Annotated in this window: 17 protein-coding genes; 7 read left to right on the forward strand and 10 right to left on the reverse strand. The window is 46.6% G+C overall.

The window, feature by feature from the left end:
- Positions 1-58: 58 nt before the first annotated feature.
- From J4N39_RS22175 to J4N39_RS22195, 5 genes are all read right to left on the reverse strand, one after another.
- On the reverse strand, positions 59-616 hold the full coding sequence (locus J4N39_RS22175) for a type II secretion system protein (RefSeq protein WP_252025033.1): 558 nt from the start codon (positions 614-616) through the stop codon (positions 59-61).
- A gap of 245 nt (positions 617-861) precedes the next feature.
- A complete protein-coding gene (locus tag J4N39_RS22180) occupies positions 862-1,329 on the reverse strand; it encodes a GNAT family N-acetyltransferase (RefSeq protein ID WP_252025035.1) in 468 nt (155 codons plus the stop codon).
- 14 nt (positions 1,330-1,343) lie between these two features.
- Positions 1,344-1,604, reverse strand: a complete 261-nt coding sequence (locus J4N39_RS22185; protein WP_252025037.1) for a DUF5062 family protein — start codon at positions 1,602-1,604, stop codon at positions 1,344-1,346.
- A gap of 221 nt (positions 1,605-1,825) precedes the next feature.
- A complete protein-coding gene (locus J4N39_RS22190; RefSeq protein ID WP_252025039.1) occupies positions 1,826-2,875 on the reverse strand; it encodes a polysaccharide lyase family 7 protein in 1,050 nt (349 codons plus the stop codon).
- 255 nt (positions 2,876-3,130) lie between these two features.
- Positions 3,131-4,033 (reverse strand): homocysteine S-methyltransferase family protein, encoded by a 903-nt coding sequence (locus J4N39_RS22195; RefSeq protein ID WP_252025041.1) that lies wholly within the window; start codon positions 4,031-4,033, stop codon positions 3,131-3,133.
- 249 nt (positions 4,034-4,282) lie between these two features.
- On the opposite strand from J4N39_RS22195, the gene J4N39_RS22200 reads away from it, so the two are divergent.
- A complete protein-coding gene (locus J4N39_RS22200) occupies positions 4,283-5,161 on the forward strand; it encodes an NAD(P)-dependent oxidoreductase (RefSeq protein WP_252025042.1) in 879 nt (292 codons plus the stop codon).
- Between the two features lie 53 nt (positions 5,162-5,214).
- Here J4N39_RS22200 and J4N39_RS22205 read toward each other — a convergent pair whose 3' ends face one another.
- The 3 genes from J4N39_RS22205 to J4N39_RS22215 are packed head-to-tail and all read right to left on the reverse strand — an operon-like array spanning position 5,215 to position 9,450.
- Positions 5,215-6,288, reverse strand: coding sequence for a lipocalin-like domain-containing protein (locus tag J4N39_RS22205; protein ID WP_503064115.1), 1,074 nt, complete (start codon positions 6,286-6,288; stop codon positions 5,215-5,217).
- Positions 6,288-8,789, reverse strand: a complete 2,502-nt coding sequence (locus J4N39_RS22210) for an ABC transporter permease (RefSeq protein WP_252025044.1) — start codon at positions 8,787-8,789, stop codon at positions 6,288-6,290. Before J4N39_RS22210 ends, J4N39_RS22205 begins: the two co-directional genes overlap by 1 nt.
- Positions 8,776-9,450, reverse strand: coding sequence for an ABC transporter ATP-binding protein (locus J4N39_RS22215; protein ID WP_252025046.1), 675 nt, complete (start codon positions 9,448-9,450; stop codon positions 8,776-8,778). The genes J4N39_RS22210 and J4N39_RS22215 overlap by 14 nt, the downstream gene beginning before the upstream one ends.
- A gap of 596 nt (positions 9,451-10,046) precedes the next feature.
- Here J4N39_RS22215 and J4N39_RS22220 point away from each other — a divergent pair.
- The 6 genes from J4N39_RS22220 (at position 10,047) to J4N39_RS22245 (ending at position 15,510) form a co-directional block, all read left to right on the forward strand.
- Positions 10,047-12,008, forward strand: coding sequence for a PTS mannitol transporter subunit IICBA (locus J4N39_RS22220; RefSeq protein WP_252025048.1), 1,962 nt, complete (start codon positions 10,047-10,049; stop codon positions 12,006-12,008).
- A gap of 114 nt (positions 12,009-12,122) precedes the next feature.
- The gene (locus J4N39_RS22225) at positions 12,123-13,271 is read left to right on the forward strand and encodes a mannitol-1-phosphate 5-dehydrogenase (RefSeq protein ID WP_252025050.1); all 1,149 of its coding nucleotides are present in this window, start codon (positions 12,123-12,125) and stop codon (positions 13,269-13,271) included.
- Between the two features lie 54 nt (positions 13,272-13,325).
- On the forward strand, positions 13,326-13,856 hold the full coding sequence (locus tag J4N39_RS22230; RefSeq protein ID WP_252025052.1) for an MltR family transcriptional regulator: 531 nt from the start codon (positions 13,326-13,328) through the stop codon (positions 13,854-13,856).
- A gap of 45 nt (positions 13,857-13,901) precedes the next feature.
- Positions 13,902-14,546, forward strand: coding sequence for an HAD family hydrolase (locus J4N39_RS22235; RefSeq protein WP_252025054.1), 645 nt, complete (start codon positions 13,902-13,904; stop codon positions 14,544-14,546).
- Between the two features lie 82 nt (positions 14,547-14,628).
- Positions 14,629-14,766: a helix-turn-helix domain-containing protein gene (locus J4N39_RS22240; protein WP_252025056.1), complete on the forward strand. Its 138-nt coding sequence runs from the start codon at positions 14,629-14,631 to the stop codon at positions 14,764-14,766.
- A complete protein-coding gene (locus J4N39_RS22245) occupies positions 14,767-15,510 on the forward strand; it encodes a LysR substrate-binding domain-containing protein (protein WP_252025058.1) in 744 nt (247 codons plus the stop codon). It abuts the gene before it with no gap.
- Here J4N39_RS22245 and nadS read toward each other — a convergent pair.
- Together nadS and J4N39_RS22255 are read right to left on the reverse strand one after the other, a co-directional pair.
- Positions 15,507-15,791 (reverse strand): NadS family protein, encoded by a 285-nt coding sequence (nadS, locus tag J4N39_RS22250; RefSeq protein WP_252025060.1) that lies wholly within the window; start codon positions 15,789-15,791, stop codon positions 15,507-15,509. The two genes, J4N39_RS22245 and nadS, sit on opposite strands and share 4 nt — an antisense overlap.
- Before the next feature lie 429 nt (positions 15,792-16,220).
- A complete protein-coding gene (locus J4N39_RS22255; protein ID WP_252025062.1) occupies positions 16,221-17,444 on the reverse strand; it encodes a hypothetical protein in 1,224 nt (407 codons plus the stop codon).
- Positions 17,445-17,455: the final 11 nt, after the last annotated feature.

A 17,455-nucleotide genomic window follows, 5' to 3' on the forward strand; every position in this document is an offset into this window, starting at 1 on the left:
TGATACAAATGAAAGCTTAGTTACCAAGGGCCTAGCGAAATGCTAGGCCTTTTGGTGTTTAACAGTCTGTCGACTCTACTCGCACCGTACAGACACACCCTTCTGTTGGACATGTACTGCTGCCTCGGCCTCCAAAAGAGTCGTAAATCACGTAACACCCGCTCGGTAGTGTAGTAATGTTGGTACTATCAAGTTCGCTTTGACTAAAACTATGCTGATACCCCACGACCGTATGACGATTCCCTTGTGCCGATGTTAGAGTTTCTGTCGTGTCAATGGTCAAGAAGTCGAGCATGGTTAACGCATCCCCAGACTCACCTTCGCTTTCTGGGCACAAGGTGCCCCAATCCACTTCCACCGAACCAAACCCAAAATCAATGATGTAATCATCCTGACCTCCTGGGGGATTGGTCGACGCTGGAGAAAGCCCTTTTATGTATGCTTTCGCAATCACCTGAGTAATGGTAGTTTCAAATGCTGCGGCAACTCCTTGAAGGGTTGATACCCTCGCAGACTGCTGCAAATTGAGAAACTTAGGCGCTGCCACCACAGCGAGTATCCCTAAAATCACGATCACAACCACTAACTCGATTAGGGTAAATCCACTCTTTTTCATGTTGGCAAATATCCCTCGCCTTATTTACAACTTACCCATTAAATATAACAGCTAGTAATAGAGTGTTTGTGAGCGATTACTTACAACTATCTGATGGTCCAAGAGAACATTGGCGTTATTGTTGCGATTTCTCACTTTTGTGACAAAAAAAACCGCTAAGTCTGACTTAGCGGTTTATATTACGTGGCAAAAAGTTTTGCCAGAAAAAGGATCTTACCCAGTGAAGACTATGCCAGTAAATTAGGTCACGATGAAAGACGCATGTGAATCAGCATCACGGTTTCCCCGGTCTGGGAAACTCTAGGTTCACAGCCATAAGGCACAAAGCCGAGCTTGTGGTACAGCATAAGTGCTGGAGTGTTGTAGTTAAAAACCGATAAACTCGGTGCTACTTGATAGTGTTCTCGGCACTTGGCACTCAAAACTTCTATCATCGCTTTACCTATGCCTTTACCTTTGTGGCTATCAGCGACTATCACGTTACCAATAAAGGCCTGTTCGGTGGGTTTAACATCATAAAGATTACCAAAGGCCACGACCCTTCCCTCGTCGATTGCGACTGTCAACTGAAGGCGCTGCTGGGCAATCTCTGCTATCTGAACGACATCCCAAGGAAAGCTCGCCACCGCGCTTACTTTATAGAGCTCCTCCGGTGAAGAAATTAACTGTCCAATTTGCTCATAATGCGCTGGCGTTGCAGCGAGAAACTCCATTGACTCTCCTAAACTTATTTTAATGGATCATTATCAGGTAATACGCCATGCATCCACATTGCTAAGCGGTGCTTAATGTTTGCACCATCTTGTTTATCTGCAGGAAGTGGAGTGATTTGCTTGGCATCAACGAGAAACAGGTAAACGCCTTTCACAAACGTCGGTTGTGGTGAAGTTGGCAAGTTAAATCCTTGCATTTTTGCCATCTGGGAACCAATTTCTAGTGCTTTTTTAACCAACTTATCTTCATTACGAAGCTTGGTACTCTTTGACATAGTAAACTTTCCTTTATTTGGCTGACCTTATCTATGACTCTACATTGCACTGCTTTAGCGTCAATTTTTCCTGTTGTGAAATGGGAGGCAGGGGGTGTATTCACCCTTGAAAGCTCAAATACCAAACAGTCAACGCTAGCACTCAAAACCTCAGAGACTAAAAAGCCCACCTAGGATAGGTGGGCCAATATCAATCAGCTTAGATAAAGCTAGTTCAGCAATTACTTACCGTTCAGCTTTAGCTCAGAGAATGTCACGCTGTTGTAGTCGCCATTCGCTTTGTCGGTAGCAAAGTCACCAGTACCCGCACAACCTGTTCCCCATACTGGGTGGCTGTCAGCTACACTACATTGACCATAAGCACCCGCTTTAAAGTAGAAGTCATCTTTTGCGTAGCCTGTTGGGAAATCAAGCTCGTCTTGACCTTTGCTGAGGTCGATTTCGTATTTCACCGTGTCGTGACGAGCAGTTTCAAACGTTAGGTACATCATAGTGCCCTGAACATCGATCTTGTAGCTGAACTCTTCACCTAGTGCGATACCTGCATCACCTGGTTCTGCGTGGTTTTCCCACGTGTTGCCCCATACAGGGTACGAGATATCGATACGGTTTGGATCTTTCTTAGCTAGGTTGCGCTCGTAGTTCCAGAATACTGAACCCATTTTGTGGCCAGGGAATTTCTTATAGAAAATCTTGATTGGTTCATTACCGTGGCCGTAACCCGTTTTAGCTTTGATTTGGTCGTTATGCTTTTTCGCATGGATTTGACCCACAACGACCGAGTGCGCAGGACCTTTTTCTGGGTACTTAGCGTTCATAGAGACGTGATCCACTTTCAGTGTCGCTTCCAGCGTACCGCCGACAGCGCTGTACTCTTTTGCATCCGGGTGGCTTGATAGTGCCCACTGGTTTAGCTTGCCATCGGTCAAAATGTTATCGAAGTTAGCACCACGAGGCATTTGACGCAGCTCAGAGCGAGCGTTCTTAGAGTTTTTGGTCGTAATGGCTTGGTTTTGCACTTGGAAAACTAGGTGGCCATCTTTGTTTAGGTGGAAGAAATCTTTATGTGAGTAGCTTAGCATCGCCACACCTTCGATCTCATCAACCTTGCCATCTTCATTGATGTCCGAAGGGATAGTGATCTTCCAGTTACGCATATCAAAGTTATCCGCAGGTACAGGGTAATCAACACCGTTATTTGCCACTTCAGCAAATGCAGTGGTAGAAAGAGCAAGGAGGATAGAGCCAGTAAGTAGGTGCTTTTTGTTCATCGTTAGCAAATCCATTTATTGTGTTATTGTCATACAGTATGCCCAGCATTAACAAAAACAAAAGAGACTTTAATGGGTTGTTCAAGCGCGATCACAACATCCATAACCTCGTTTTATAGAGTTTCGGAATTGCCGTATCAATCACATAAATCATACAAATAACTGTGTTAATAGGCGATTTGAGAGCATAAAAAACGCCCCATCCGAGGGTGGGGCGTATAAAGTTTCTTACTTAGATCGGTAGCAAAATGCCAATCAATCGCCTTTTAAGCTTTGTTGCCACTGAGAAAGCCGCTCAATATGCTCGGGAGAAATTCCGCAGCATCCACCAATGATGTTTGCACCAGCTAGATGCCATGCTTTGGCGAAATCCAAGTACTCTTGCGGTGAGAAATAGCGCAATGCTTGAATCGCTTCATTCGCTTTATGGTCAGACCGAATAGGAGTAAAGCTATTGGCATAAACTCCAATATCCATGTCTTGCCCCAACTCGTCGAGCAAGGATCTTGTCTGTCTGATGGCGGATTCCATTACCTCTGGTACGGAGCAGTTAAAGAAGATGCCTTGTGCATTGGTCTCTAACAGGGTCATCAACGCTTGTTTAATCGACTCGCCAGAACGCAACTTAGCATCATGCTCTTGTTCATCCAGTAAGGTAAACGCATAGTGACAAGGCTTGTCTGACGTCTTGAGCACATTCGCAATGCTTCGAGCTTCCGCCACACTTGAAATCGTTTCAGCAAGCCAAAGATCGACGAAGGGTTTCTGCGCTTGATATAAGGTGTCAAAGATCGCCTCACCTGTTTGTGGATCAAACAGATCAGGTCGATAAGAACCAAACGCCGGAGGGATGCAACCTGCCACCTTTACCGCAGTGCTACTCTCTTCTACGGACTGGCGAGCCAATTGACCTGCGAGTGTCGCGAGTGTCGCACCTTGCTGCTCAAAGCCCTGCTCACCCAAATGAAAAGGCACACATGCGTAACTGTTGGCGATGATGATCTCAGCACCTGCCTGAATAAAGTTGTGGTGCGCTTTTAATACATGCTGTGGCGACTCAATCAATGCCTGAGCACTCCACAGAGGCTGCGAAAAGGGAGCGCCCATGCGCTTGAGCTCTCTTCCCATCCCACCATCTAAAATCACCAACTTTTTCATTTGGACATCCATACGTCTATTTATTCTAAGCAGTGTGGAACACATCGGTATCATTTTACATTGAAAGCTGCTCACTATCAGTATGAACAAATTTCATGAGAAACGTTCAAAAAGCAACCAACCCAATCCGTGCGGTCATCGTAGGTCAGATCACCTCAAAAGTATGGCCCAATAGCGCTTTGACATTGGGCACTTTAGCCAGTTACAGTCAGCTTCGAACAATTATTAATAAGAATTAAGGAGATAGGCATGGAAGCGAATAAAAAGGTAGCGTTTATCGGCCTCGGCGTCATGGGATACCCAATGGCTGGGCACTTATCCAAGGCAGGCTATGAAACTCACGTATACAACCGCACCGTAGCAAAAGCAAAGCAATGGAGTGAAGAATTTCAGGGCGAATACTTTGAGACACCAAAACAAGCGGCTCAAGATTGCCAAGTTGTTTGTCTTTGTGTCGGCAATGACAACGACGTTCGCAGCGTGGTATTTGGCGAAGATGGCGTACTTGCAGGAATGGCAAAAGAAGCGACTTTGATCGACCATACCACCACCTCAGCCGAACTTGCAGAAGAACTCGCTACTGCCTGTCAGGAACTCGGCATTCACTTTATTGATGCTCCAGTCTCTGGTGGTCAAGCAGGCGCAGAAAATGGCGCACTCACCGTCATGTGTGGTGGCGAGCAGCAGGCATTTGAAGCCGCCTCTCCTGTGATTGATAGCTACGCTCGACAAATTTCTTTGCTTGGTGGTCACGGCCAAGGGCAGCGCTGCAAAATGGTCAATCAAATCTGCATCGCTGGGGTGTTAAAAGGGTTGAGCGAAGCCATCTTGCTGTCGCAAAAAGCTGGGCTAGACATTAATGACGTGGTCGATGTGCTTAAGCATGGTGCGGCGGGTTCATGGCAGATGGAAAACCGCGCCTCGACAATGGCAGCGGACAAGTTTGATTTTGGTTTTGCCATCGATTGGATGCGTAAAGATCTTGGGATTTGCCTGGACGAAGCGCAAAAATTTGGCTTAGACCTCCCACTCACCAAGCAGGTAGATAGCGAATACCAGTCCCTACAAGAACAAGGACTTGGGCGCATGGATACCTCAGTACTGATTAAGTCGTACGATAATAAATAAAATACTTTAACCCTCCCCACCCTGTATTGCAGGTGGGGAGGAATTCAATCGCCTCAATACCCCGTCAACTCCATATACCCCACACCTTGATGTGACCCTTCTATCTTCACAGGGCCCTCCCAGTAAGGCACCGTAAGTGGCATTTTGGCCATTGGGTTGAGCGCATCGATGGTTAGTGCAATATCCTCGCTTGGAATGTTCAATGTCCAGTGGGTAGGATGATCTCGACCATCTATCTCGGTAAAGGCAATAGGTGTCAGCTCAATCTGGTGACTACTCATGCGTCTTGCGCTGCCGTCGGCAAACATCAAATTGGCGTAATAGTAATTAGGCGCTGAATTTGTCATATCACGAAGTTGAAACACCACCAGCCGAGTCTCTTCATTAAGTTTGAGTGCAAACCAGTCCCAACCTTGTTGTGAGTCGAGTAAAAACTGCGAGCTCCACTCTCGATCAATCCATCCAACACCTGTCACCTGTTTGATTAAACCATCAATCGTCACCTCACCTTCCACGTGGATAAATGGCTGGCTGTAGTAATAAGAAGCCACTTCTCCATTGGCACTTTTTGAGCTAAATCCTTGCTCACCCTGTTTTTGATACGGTGACTGAGTGGTGAGCGACAGGGAATAACCAAAGCTGTCTGATTGCACTTTAAGCGTAGCGGGAAACATCTCTTCAGATTGAGATTGCCACTGCCAATCATCTAGAAATACTTTGAACGGAGAAGAGGACACACCCGCCAGCTCAGGGTGTTGGCGGGACCATTTTTCATCGGCGTAGTGTTTATCTACTGTCGTTATTGCGCTGTGCGCCATGTATATCTGTTGTCCAGCCCATTCAGTTTTTGCCGAAGTTGGCTTAGCAATGGCGACTCGAAACTGAGTCCACTGAATGCCCAATGGCATGCCATCTTGATCAATCAGGTTGGCGGTCAGATACCACCATTCATGGCGAAAATCTTGATGGGCTTGGTGGTCTTGAGGAAAGATTAAGCCCCTATCCGCAGTGACAGGGGTAAAAAGGGAGTCACTCTCCCCCATCCATGAGCCAAAACCGGTGCTTGGCTCTGGCTCACAACCTACAAGCGCCATCAGCATCGCTGTTGCCATTAAACGCTTAATCATCACAACACCTCGCTTTGTAAGCTTGAGACTACCGGGCTTCTAACCAACTTCCACAGAGGTAAAATCGTGGCGAGCACAGCGGCGAATATGGTTGCCATCGCTATCGTGAATGCGTCTAACCAACTCCACAAATAGTCCAGACTCCAGCCAAACGCTCGCAAGGTGATCATGTCCGTCAACACATAGCCGATCACCGCACCCAGCGGCAACGCAATCACCAAAGTAAACGCCAACAGCATAGTGATTTGTCCACACACCAGTGCCATTAGCTTGTTGCGACTCACGCCCAAAGCGTACAAACGCCCGACGGATGCTTTACGCGCATCCAGCAACATATAACAAGCACAAAACAATCCAATCACGGCCACCATCAAGGTGACCCCATTAAGCGCACTCGTCACAGCAAAAGTTTGCGAAAAAATCTCTAAGGCAATGGTTTTGATTTTTGCTTGGTCATAAAGCTGACTTGAGTGGAGTTCAAAATGGGTTTGAAGCTGCTGATACACCTGCGTTTGGTCGGCATTCACTTTCATCCCTAGACTGGACGGTACATCAGTAAAACCTAAGCTTTGCCATAAGCTAGGGGCGATTAACATTTCACCATTCGGCGAGCCATAATCGTAGAATATCGCTCCTATCTTGATTGAATGTCCTTTAAGAGCATCGGTCTGAAGTGAGTCCGATAAGTTCAAGCCTAACTTGATTGCCATTGGCTCACTAATTGCGGCTAGCTCTCCTTGATAAAAGCGAGGCCAAAAGTTATCTAGCTGGTGCTTAAACACCATGGTCTGTTCGAGTGTGATAGGGTCTTTGGTACCAAGCAAGGTTGGCAACCCTTGTACTTTTTCTTGTAAGTAATATTGGGTATAGACCTCTTCTACGCCATCAAAATTTGTCAGTGCTTGCATCACTTCCATCATCTGCCCTTGAGCTGGGCTGATGTAGATATCAGCATGGAGACGCTGCTCCAGCCATTGCTTCAATGTATGTTCAAAACTGCCCACTAAAGTGTTCATGCCGATATTGGCTGTCACTGCTAGCAGCAGCGCCATCATGGCAAGGCTAAGCGGTGCGATGAGCTCTCTTAACTCAGCAAAAAGATATTGGATAAGACCTGCTCGGCTCCGCCTCTCACACCAAAGTGCAAGCACTGTCAGCACCTTAGGCAAAAACAGCGGTACTGCGCATACTAAAACCCCAAGCCAAACCATAGTAATGCGAAAATGCGCACTGCTGATAAGCCCGATGGCAGCCACCACAGCGAACAGGCAACCTAAAACAAACAGTCGATTTTGATTAAGCACCTGCGGCCTAGCATAGAAACCACCATGAGATGAAAGCGGCTGATTGATTTGAGATTTGAAGAACTGCCAACAAGCCAATAACGTCGAAAGCAGCGTTAACACCAAGGCTTGAAACCACCACTGCCACTCCCAACTGCCAGGTAACAATGTAGCGCCATAGAGCTGCTCTAGAGTCAATGCCACGGTTGGGTGCAACCAATGGCTTAATTGCATACCCAAGACAAACCCCAATGAGACGCCAATCAGGACCAATATCGCCAACTCGATCAGCAGTGCACTCATTAACCATTTAGCGCCGACACCCACTTGTTGTACTTGGACCAAAAGACGATTTCGCTTGAGCAAACTGTATTTGACCCCGTTATAGGCAATAAATAACCCAACCAAAAATGCCAATAGGCTCATTGCGGTTAGGTTAAGGTGAAAACTATCCGTAAGAGAGCCAAGATCGCTGCTTTGAGTATTGACACTCCACTGAGCACGACCATCGAGCAAATCTTCAATCTGAGCTTGGGACTTGGCATCAAACACCGCGATGTAACTCAATTGACCAGGCTTATTCAGTAGTTGCTGAGCAAAGCCGATATCCATCAGTACTCGGCTGCCAAGTTGCCAAGCATCGGGCACAGCAACGATCTCCACTGGCATGCCATCTAATTCAAAGCCCTGCCGATGCTGGAGTGATTCATATTGTGAGCGGCTCATTAACACCAGTGCATCGCCCGAAAGCAGCTTTGCCAATGGTAGCTCAGCACTAAACAAAGCTGGAGAAGATTCTTGGTTTCCAGCGTTTGGGTTACTCTGGCGGTACTTGATCTGAGACGTCACGGCAGCCACCAAATCACTGCCTTGTACAGACCAAGTTTGTCCTGTCTGATCTCGTACCCGCCCTTCCAACACCGCAAGCACTCCACTCACTCCAGCCTGTCGAAGCGCAAAATAGACTGACTCTGGTAAATGACGCTGACCGGATGAAGGGATCACCAAAGCTGCCGCTTGAGCACTGAGCTGTTCGGCCGATTCACTATAGCTACGTTTGGCGTTGAGGTTTATCGCTTGCACAGCAACAAACAAAGTCACGGCTAAAACAATACCAATAAGGATCGAAGCCGCCTGAAGCGGTGCTTGACGATAGTGGCAAGCAAACAGCTTTAAGCTCAGCCAGATATGATGAAGGAAATGACTAGTCTGTCGCATGCAACTTCCCACCGACCAGTTGGTAATGTGCTTGCATAAACGCAGCGCAATCAGGGCTATGCGTCACCAGAAGCACCGACGTATTGCCTTGCTGCGCGATTTCTGTCAGTAGCTGCATGACCTCTAGCCCTGCCTGCTCATCGAGGTTTCCTGTCGGTTCATCGGCGAGCAAAAGCTTGGGTTGGTGAGCAAGGGCTCGAGCAATTGCCACTCTTTGCTGCTGACCGCCAGACAAAGAGGCCACGTGGCGTTCAAGTAATGCACCAATGCCTAGAGCATCCACCAAATGATCGCACCAAGTGTCCCAATGGCATCGATTAAGATTGAGCGGAAATTCAATATTTTGGCGAACATTCAAAGGAGTGAGCAGATTAAACTGTTGAAAGACAACTCCTAGCTGCCCAAAGCGGAAGGAAGACCACTCTTCGTCCCGCCAGTGATCAGTGTTACGGCCTAGCAGGGAGAGCGACCCAGAGGTTAAAGGCTCAAATCCTGCAACTAGGTTGAGTAAGGTACTTTTGCCACTGCCACTCGCACCAGTTAGAGCAATGGTCTCGCCACTATTGATAGAAAAGTCTAGGTTATTCAAAACAGTATGAGACTCTTTACCATCAACAAAGAGTTTATTCGCCTGAATTAATTGAACCAGTGGTGTATCCATAGGTAAGCGCCTTTCGCCAGCAACAAGGTGTTACTAGAGTATACGTGTGGCACGAGAAAAAAGAGCTAACTCATTGAAAAGTGCGAATTGGGTCGAGTGCTTATGCTGTAAACGACACCGAAAATAGTTCAAAAATCGGTCAACACAGCCACACATTTGCCTTTACATACTAATTTATAAATCGTTACAAAAATACACAAGTGACAAAGATCACGTTAGACACGAAGTCGACACTCGCACAAAACGTGATATTGATCTGTCCGAGCATTTATTTCGACTTCAAAAAGAAACCAAGAGTGATTTGAGTCACAATTAATTTTTAAAATAGTTTTGTAAAAAGCAGATGCAGATCAACAAGAATAGATTTGACAAATTCCGGATTGGCGTTCCGTAATTTAATTACAGTGTCAAAATGATAGAAGGGTCACTTAAAAAGTGCTTGTACGCCCCAAATAACAGGACTGAGGTCACGAAAAACCCGTTATCAGTTCGCAATTGAAAAGCTGTGGTAAATTGATTGTGTCTTAAGCAACCAGACGGTTTTGGCGAACCGTTACTACTACACTATTCAACAGAACATCAAACGGGGTACTAACATGATATCACCAGATGCTAAGATCAAGATACAAAATTTTGGTCGCTTCCTATCCAATATGGTTATGCCGAATATCGGCGCCTTCATTGCGTGGGGTTTCATCACTGCGCTTTTCATTCCAACCGGGTGGCTACCTAACGAAACACTAGCCTCTATGGTTGGTCCTATGATCACCTACTTACTTCCGCTACTTATCGGTTACACCGGTGGTAAATTGGTCGGTGGTGACCGTGGTGCGGTCGTGGGTGCTATCACTACCATGGGTGTTATTGTCGGTACAGACATCCCAATGTTTATGGGTGCCATGATTGTTGGTCCTATGGGCGGTTGGGCAATCAAAAAATTCGACAACTACGTTGATGGTAAAGTCAAAAGCGGCTTCGAGATGTTGGTTAACAACTTCTCAGCAGGCATCATCGGCATGGTGTGTGCAATTCTAGCGTTCTTCCTGATCGGTCCATTTGTTAAAGTACTTTCTGGCGGTCTTGCGGCGGGCGTTAACTTCTTGGTCGATGCACACCTTCTTCCTCTGACTTCTATTTTTGTCGAGCCTGCGAAGATCCTATTCCTAAACAATGCGATCAACCACGGTATCTTCTCACCACTAGGTATTCAGCAATCAACAGAGCTTGGTCAATCGATTTTCTTCCTAATCGAAGCGAACCCAGGTCCGGGTCTAGGTATCTTGCTAGCTTACATGGTGTTTGGTAAAGGTACTGCTCGTCAGACTGCCGGTGGTGCGACTATCATCCACTTCTTCGGTGGTATTCACGAGATTTACTTCCCATACATCCTAATGAACCCTCGTCTTATCCTTGCAGCTATCGCAGGTGGTATGACAGGTGTGTTTGTACTAACCGTATTTGATGCAGGTCTTGTTTCTCCAGCGTCTCCTGGTTCTATCTTTGCCGTACTACTGATGACTCAAAAAGCGTCTATCGTAGGTGTTCTAGCATCGATTGCAGCGTCAGCGACCGTTTCTTTCGCAGTGGCTTCTCTACTGATGAAAACTCAGAACTCAACTGAAGAAGATGGTGATGGCTCAGCGCTTGAAAAAGCCACATCACAAATGAAAGACATGAAATCAGGCGGTAAAAACGATGCTGTTGTTGCTAGCCAGAACAAAGGCGACGTTAACCTAGCCACTGTTGGCAGCATTATCGTAGCTTGTGATGCAGGTATGGGCTCTAGTGCAATGGGCGCTAGCATGCTGCGCAAGAAAGTGCAGGACGCAGGTCTTAAAATCAACGTCACTAACCTTGCTATCAACAGCCTACCAGAGAACGCTGACATCGTGATTACGCATAAAGATTTGACTGACCGTGCACGTACACACGCTCCAAATGCACACCACATCTCACTGACGAACTTCCTAGACAGTGAAATGTACAACACCCTAGTCACTAAACTGCTTGCGGCGCAAAACCAAACCGCAGCGAACGAAGACCAACTCACTCCACAGGTAAAAGTATCTGTAGTGGCTGCAAACGACGATAGTTTTGAGCAGCAGCAAGCTCCAGTATTCAAAATCCAACGAGAAAATATTCACCTTGGCCTAAAGGCTACGGACAAACAAGAAGCAATTCGTTTTGCAGGCAACAAACTGGTCGAGCTTGGTTACGCAGAACCTGAGTATGTAGATGCAATGTTTGCTCGTGAAGAGCTAGTTCCAACCTACCTTGGTGAGTCAATTGCAGTACCACATGGCACGGTAGAAGCGAAAGACCGCGTCAAGAAAACCGGCATTGTCATCTGCCAATACCCGTCTGGTATTCAGTTTACTGAAGACGAAGACGACGTAGCAAAATTGGTGATTGGCATTGCAGCGAAAAACGATGAACACATTCAAGTTATCACCACCATTACCAATGCACTGGATGATCCAGAGGCGATTGAAACGCTAACCAGCACCAATGATGTCGAGACCATTCTAAACATCTTGGGCAACCAACAAGCGGCTTAATCACGCCATCAAATTTGCTCCTGAGCAAATAGAGGTCAGCTGTCACCCCCGATACAGTTGACCTCATTCTAGATTCATTTAGTCATCATTTTTAGACATTGGTAGGTAATAGTTATGAAAAACGCAGTTCATTTTGGCGCTGGCAATATTGGTCGCGGCTTCATCGGTAAACTGTTGGCAGATGCCGACGTTGAGGTCACATTCGCAGATGTTGATGCACCGCTCGTCGACCAGCTAAGCCATAAACAAGAGTACAAAGTTAAAGTAGTTGGCACTGAATGCCATATCGATACCGTTAACCACGTTACGGCTGTGAACTCGGCCAGCGAAGACGTTATCGACCGTATCGTAAAAACCGACATGGTCACTACAGCTGTTGGGCCAAACGTACTTGATATCATTGCTAAAACCATTGCAACTGGCATCACCAAGCGCTTTGAAGCGGGCAATAATGCGCCACTGAATATCATTGCCTGTGAAAACATGGTTCGAGGCACAACTCACCTAAAAGGTGAGGTATACAAACATCTTGATGAGTCTTTACACCAAAAGACTGACGAGCTAGTAGGTTTTGTTGATTCAGCAGTAGACCGCATCGTGCCACCAGCAGAAGCGGCGAACGATGACCCACTAGAAGTCACCGTTGAAAGCTTTAGCGAGTGGATTGTTGATGAACAGCAATTCAAAGGCGAGATCCCTGAAATTGAAGGGATGGAGAAAACCAACAACCTAATGGCGTTTGTAGAGCGCAAGTTGTTCACCCTGAATACGGGTCACTGCATCACCGCTTACTTGGGTTGCTTGAAAGGCCACCGCACTATTCGTGAAGCGATAGAAGACCCAGCCATCCAAGCCGAAGTAAAACAGGCAATGATGGAGAGCGGAGAAGTATTGATCCGACGCTACGGATTCGACCGAGACATGCACAACGCATACATCGAGAAAATCCTAGGCCGATTTGCTAACCCATTCCTAGTGGATGAAGTTGACCGTGTTGGCCGTCAGCCACTTCGCAAATTGGGCGCAAACGATAGATTAGTGAAGCCATTACTCGGTACAATCGAATATGGCACTGAAAACAAAACACTTTTGAAAGGCATTGCCGCCGCATTGAAATACACCAGCGATAGTGACCCACAAGCAGTCGAACTGCAAAAATCGCTTGCCGATGTTGGCGTGAAGAAGACCCTAGCCACCTATACAGGGCTGGCTGAAGATAGTGTAGAAGTGGCTCAGATTGAGACACTTTATTACCTACTTTGATAGACCTAGGGGAGCTTAGCTCCCCTCTTATAATTATTAATACGTGTTCAGTTTATGGCAGATAACATTAACGAAACCCAGATAATTGAGAGATTAAACAGCGCACCATCAGTACGTGGTTTTTTCATCGCATCTGTCGACGTGTTTAACGACGCAATCGATGGATTGGTGCAAAGGATCTTCCGTAAAGATGATTTCGCCGTGCAATCCGTTGTAGGCCCGCTTTTGCATGACTCAGGGCCACTGGGAGATTTATCAGTACGTTTGAAGTTGCTGTATGGATTAGGCGTTTTGCCCGATGATATCTATCACGATATCGAAGACATCATCAAACTCAAACACCACTTAAATAGTGACGTAGAAGAGTACGCATTCACCGATCCAAACGTGCTCACTCCAATCAAAAAACTGAATTTAGTCAAGAAGATGGGCATGGTGCAGCTAGAGGTCGCCGAGCCTGATGACGACATCGATTTAGAGTTCTACCAACTGCAACTGCAACGTCAGCAGCAGATCATCAAATCAGGGTTATCTCTCGCCATCGTTGAGATTTGCAACGAGCTGGGCAAAGAGAGCCCATTCTAATTCCCACACGCCCATGGATTGGGCACCAACAAGAGCCTGTAACCTATGTTGAAAGCCGTACTTTTCGATATGGATGGCCTGATCTTTGATACCGAGTCCATCTATAAGCTCAGTTGGCAACACGCCGCCGCCGAGCAAAACCTCAACTTAACCGATACTTTTTATCAGCAGTTTATTGGCGTGAAAGATGCGGAGTGCGAACAAATGCTTGCACAGCACTTTCATCCCAACATCGACATGGCAAAATTCACCGCTGAACGAGACCGCCATTTCCACCAACAACGTCAACAAGGCATTGCCTTAAAACCGGGGTTTACCCAGTTACTCAATGCAATTAAAGCCAAAGGTTTAGCAACCGCCATCATCACCTCATCTAAGCGAGACGATGTAGAACACAACTTTGCCAATACGCCCTACTTAAGCCAATTTGACCTATTGATCACCGCTGAAGATGTAGAGCATGGTAAACCCGCACCCGATGGATACTTACTGGCTTGCAAGCATCTCGGACTTCCTGCAGACCACTGTCTAGTGCTTGAAGATTCGAACAACGGTGTTAAAGCGGGTCACGCCGCTGGTTGCCATGTCATCATGGTGCCCGATTTACTTCCGCCACTACCAGAAATAGGACACAAAACGACAGTCTGTGACTCGTTAAAAGACGTGATCGATTGGCTAGATAGACTCTAAATCAGCCAAGGGATTACCAGAATTAAGTCCACTCAGTTATCATTTAAGCTTGCACTCACCGAAACAACTTTGGATATCAGGGATGAAAAGAGTATTTGATGATCTGAGCGTGTTTTGCGCCGTTGTCGAGAAAGGTAGTCTCAAGCAAGCTTCATTGCATCTAGGCATCCCTCACAGTACCGTCAGCAGACGTCTTGATGCGTTGGAGCAAACTCTGTAATTGCATCTGCTGCATCGCACCACCCGTGAAGTCAAAGTCACTCACCGTGGCATGCAATTATATAAAGACTGTGCTCCGCTGTTAGGCTCGCTGAGTGATTCAGTTGACGCCGCTATCGATGAGGAAGTGCGATTTAAAGGCACACTTTCCGTCTCAATGCCGGTGCGTGCAGGCCTCGATTTTCTTGGTCACTGGTTAATTGATTTTGCTTCTCAGCATGAGGAGCTACAACTTGAACTCTCTCTATCCAACGTCAAGCTTAACTTAGTCCAAGAAAATGTTGATCTCGCCTTTCGTGTCGGCCCACTGGTCGACTCCTCCGCCATTGCGCTACGTTTGTGGGATATACCCTATGCGCTGTGCGCAACCCAAGCGTTTATCGATGCTCATCAACTTAACTCATTAAACCTAAGTTTCGAAAAGCTCTCCACACTGCCAGCCGTGGTCTCGTTGCCTGCTAGCCAATGGCTATACCAAGACGAGCAAAACAAAGACATCACCTTTGAGCCGCAGCCAAGTTTGGTCGTCGATGATTTGGAACTGGCATATCACGCCGTTAAAAGCGGCAAGTTTATTGGCATGCTGCCCACCGAGCTCATAAAAGACCCAGAAGTCGCAATGCTAACAGTCCCGAACCACCAGCCCGTCACTCGCACCATGTTTGCGTATTATATGGGAAGACGACACTCAATAAGCCAGATCCGACATATTGTTGAGTATATTCGTGAGAGGAATGCAGGTTAGGAAAGCGCCTTAATTACCGCTTGAGGATCTTTAGCTAGGACATTAAGTAAGACTAGAGCTGGGCCTCGCGGCGTTCTATCACCACGCTCCCAGTGACGAAGCGTACCTAAACTTATACCAAAAGTTGAAGCAAATTCTGCTTGTGTCATTGCCACGTTCTTGCGGACAGCCTTTACATCTACAGGTGCAAACTTATGAACTGTTGCACCTTTAGTTTCACCTTCTGCAAACTCAATAGCTTCTAATAGCCCCTGTTGAATACTTTCGAATGCACTAGTCATGATTGCCCCCTACAGTGATCAACAAGCATTGTTGTCAACTTACTCAAAATATTACATTCCGCTTTAGTCAAATTCGCCTTTTCATTTTTACCGAAAAGAGAAAGCATGAACAAAGGAATATCATCACTGTGTTAATAATAAATGATTCTAACACCACCACTTTTGCCACTACCATCCTTTGCCCATCTCAGCTTTCGAACGCCTCCTGTACCTTGCATCAATACCCCCCTGATTTGGGGTGTTCTGCTAGATAAGTAATGATCTGCTTATTCTCCTCATCAGAAAGAAGCTTCTCTACTCGCTTTTTATATTCCGGCAATTCGACGATTGTGTGCATGAGTAAAACTGTAATCCAATGGATTAGCTTTGACAATTCTACGAGTAATCTACTTCCTCAAAAAAACAAGATACGTTCTTCCTTCCTCATCTCTACAAAGAAACAACCGAATCAATAAACCCTAATTGCTCAACACCCACCAACACATTCCTCCCATCACGCTTATCGACTCCATCTACCACCGTGGTTTGACCATCGTCGCTTGTAGTGATGGAATATTCTGAGGCTTTTCCTGAGAAGAACACCTTATTCACCCCGCTGTTTCCCGTAATGTGGTTGTCATACTGATTCACGATCACATTCGAATTGTTTGCACCAGTAAGGGTTACGTCTTTCAAGTATTGGGAATGGTGGGTGTAAGGCTTGTCTGAGTCGTACTTGAGGCTAAAGTCACCGTTAAAACTCGCATCAATGCGAGCGTTATAGGTGAGGTAAGGATGGAAGAACTTATGGTCCATTAGCTCAGCGCCGAGTCGATCCTCTGACGAAATCTCTGCCCGAGTTTTCGCCACATAAATGCCCCACATACTATGGGTATTGCTTTCACTCCATGCGCCCCACAGACCGTAATAGGCGTCGATAACCGAGGCCAGATATTCCTGAGTTAGGCTGTTCTCCTCGCTAAGCTCTGCTATCCAAGCTTGATTCTCTTCACCGATCCCCCAAAGATTATTAGACAGTGCGACGACTTGAGCCCGTCTGATTTGGGCTTGATAAGCTGGCAAAGCACCTGCGGTTCCACCTTGATCTATACCAATGCCAGTGTCGTGCACCAAATGCAAAATCTCTTCAAAAGAGGCATCTCTATGTTCATAGTTTTGTTGGATGTACCAATCACCGCCTTCCACCTGAATTTCATCGTGGTAGAGAGGCTGTCCATTTAACTCCGCCGCAGGGTTGGAGCCATCGTCTTTACCGTTAAGCAGTAAGAGTATCGCTCCGTTATCTGCCATCTTGTTGGCCACCTCAGACTTATCGGCTCCATACATAGAGCCCGGATAGTCTTTCAAGTAATGCTGCAATATCGAGCGAGCACGCACGATTTGGTTATCTGACAACCCATCTTGCGAAACAATGTGAATTGCTTCTCCGTTGGGTGCAGTGACCTTGGTGTAACGATCGAACTTCAACGCTTTACTATAAGTATGAGTGAGCTGGGGCGGCACCGAAGTAATCCCTAAAGCCAGCGTCTCCGCAGACAACTGGGTACTATCAGATACCTCACGCTCCTTGCTATCGGATTGACTAGTATTGCACCCCACCAAACTGGCGGTAGCAATTAAAGGGGCTATGAGAAATCTTACTGTTCTTTTCATAAGTAGGCTCT

Source organism: Vibrio sp. SCSIO 43136, from assembly GCF_023716565.1.
Lineage (GTDB): Bacteria > Pseudomonadota > Gammaproteobacteria > Enterobacterales > Vibrionaceae > Vibrio.

Excerpts from the sequence above, each read along its gene's own strand:
- J4N39_RS22175 (WP_252025033.1), bottom strand. The coding sequence starts at position 616 with ATGAAAAAGAGTGGATTTACCCTAATCGAGTTAGTGGTTGTGATCGTG.
- J4N39_RS22180 (WP_252025035.1), bottom strand. The coding sequence starts at position 1,329 with ATGGAGTTTCTCGCTGCAACGCCAGCGCATTATGAGCAAATTGGACAG.
- J4N39_RS22185 (WP_252025037.1), bottom strand. The coding sequence starts at position 1,604 with ATGTCAAAGAGTACCAAGCTTCGTAATGAAGATAAGTTGGTTAAAAAA.
- J4N39_RS22190 (WP_252025039.1), bottom strand. The coding sequence starts at position 2,875 with ATGAACAAAAAGCACCTACTTACTGGCTCTATCCTCCTTGCTCTTTCT.
- J4N39_RS22195 (WP_252025041.1), bottom strand. The coding sequence starts at position 4,033 with ATGAAAAAGTTGGTGATTTTAGATGGTGGGATGGGAAGAGAGCTCAAG.
- J4N39_RS22200 (WP_252025042.1), top strand. The coding sequence starts at position 4,283 with ATGGAAGCGAATAAAAAGGTAGCGTTTATCGGCCTCGGCGTCATGGGA.
- J4N39_RS22205 (WP_503064115.1), bottom strand. The coding sequence starts at position 6,288 with ATGATTAAGCGTTTAATGGCAACAGCGATGCTGATGGCGCTTGTAGGT.
- J4N39_RS22210 (WP_252025044.1), bottom strand. The coding sequence starts at position 8,789 with ATGCGACAGACTAGTCATTTCCTTCATCATATCTGGCTGAGCTTAAAG.
- J4N39_RS22215 (WP_252025046.1), bottom strand. The coding sequence starts at position 9,450 with ATGGATACACCACTGGTTCAATTAATTCAGGCGAATAAACTCTTTGTT.
- J4N39_RS22220 (WP_252025048.1), top strand. The coding sequence starts at position 10,047 with ATGATATCACCAGATGCTAAGATCAAGATACAAAATTTTGGTCGCTTC.
- J4N39_RS22225 (WP_252025050.1), top strand. The coding sequence starts at position 12,123 with ATGAAAAACGCAGTTCATTTTGGCGCTGGCAATATTGGTCGCGGCTTC.
- J4N39_RS22230 (WP_252025052.1), top strand. The coding sequence starts at position 13,326 with ATGGCAGATAACATTAACGAAACCCAGATAATTGAGAGATTAAACAGC.
- J4N39_RS22235 (WP_252025054.1), top strand. The coding sequence starts at position 13,902 with ATGTTGAAAGCCGTACTTTTCGATATGGATGGCCTGATCTTTGATACC.
- J4N39_RS22240 (WP_252025056.1), top strand. The coding sequence starts at position 14,629 with ATGAAAAGAGTATTTGATGATCTGAGCGTGTTTTGCGCCGTTGTCGAG.
- nadS (WP_252025060.1), bottom strand. The coding sequence starts at position 15,791 with ATGACTAGTGCATTCGAAAGTATTCAACAGGGGCTATTAGAAGCTATT.
- J4N39_RS22255 (WP_252025062.1), bottom strand. The coding sequence starts at position 17,444 with ATGAAAAGAACAGTAAGATTTCTCATAGCCCCTTTAATTGCTACCGCC.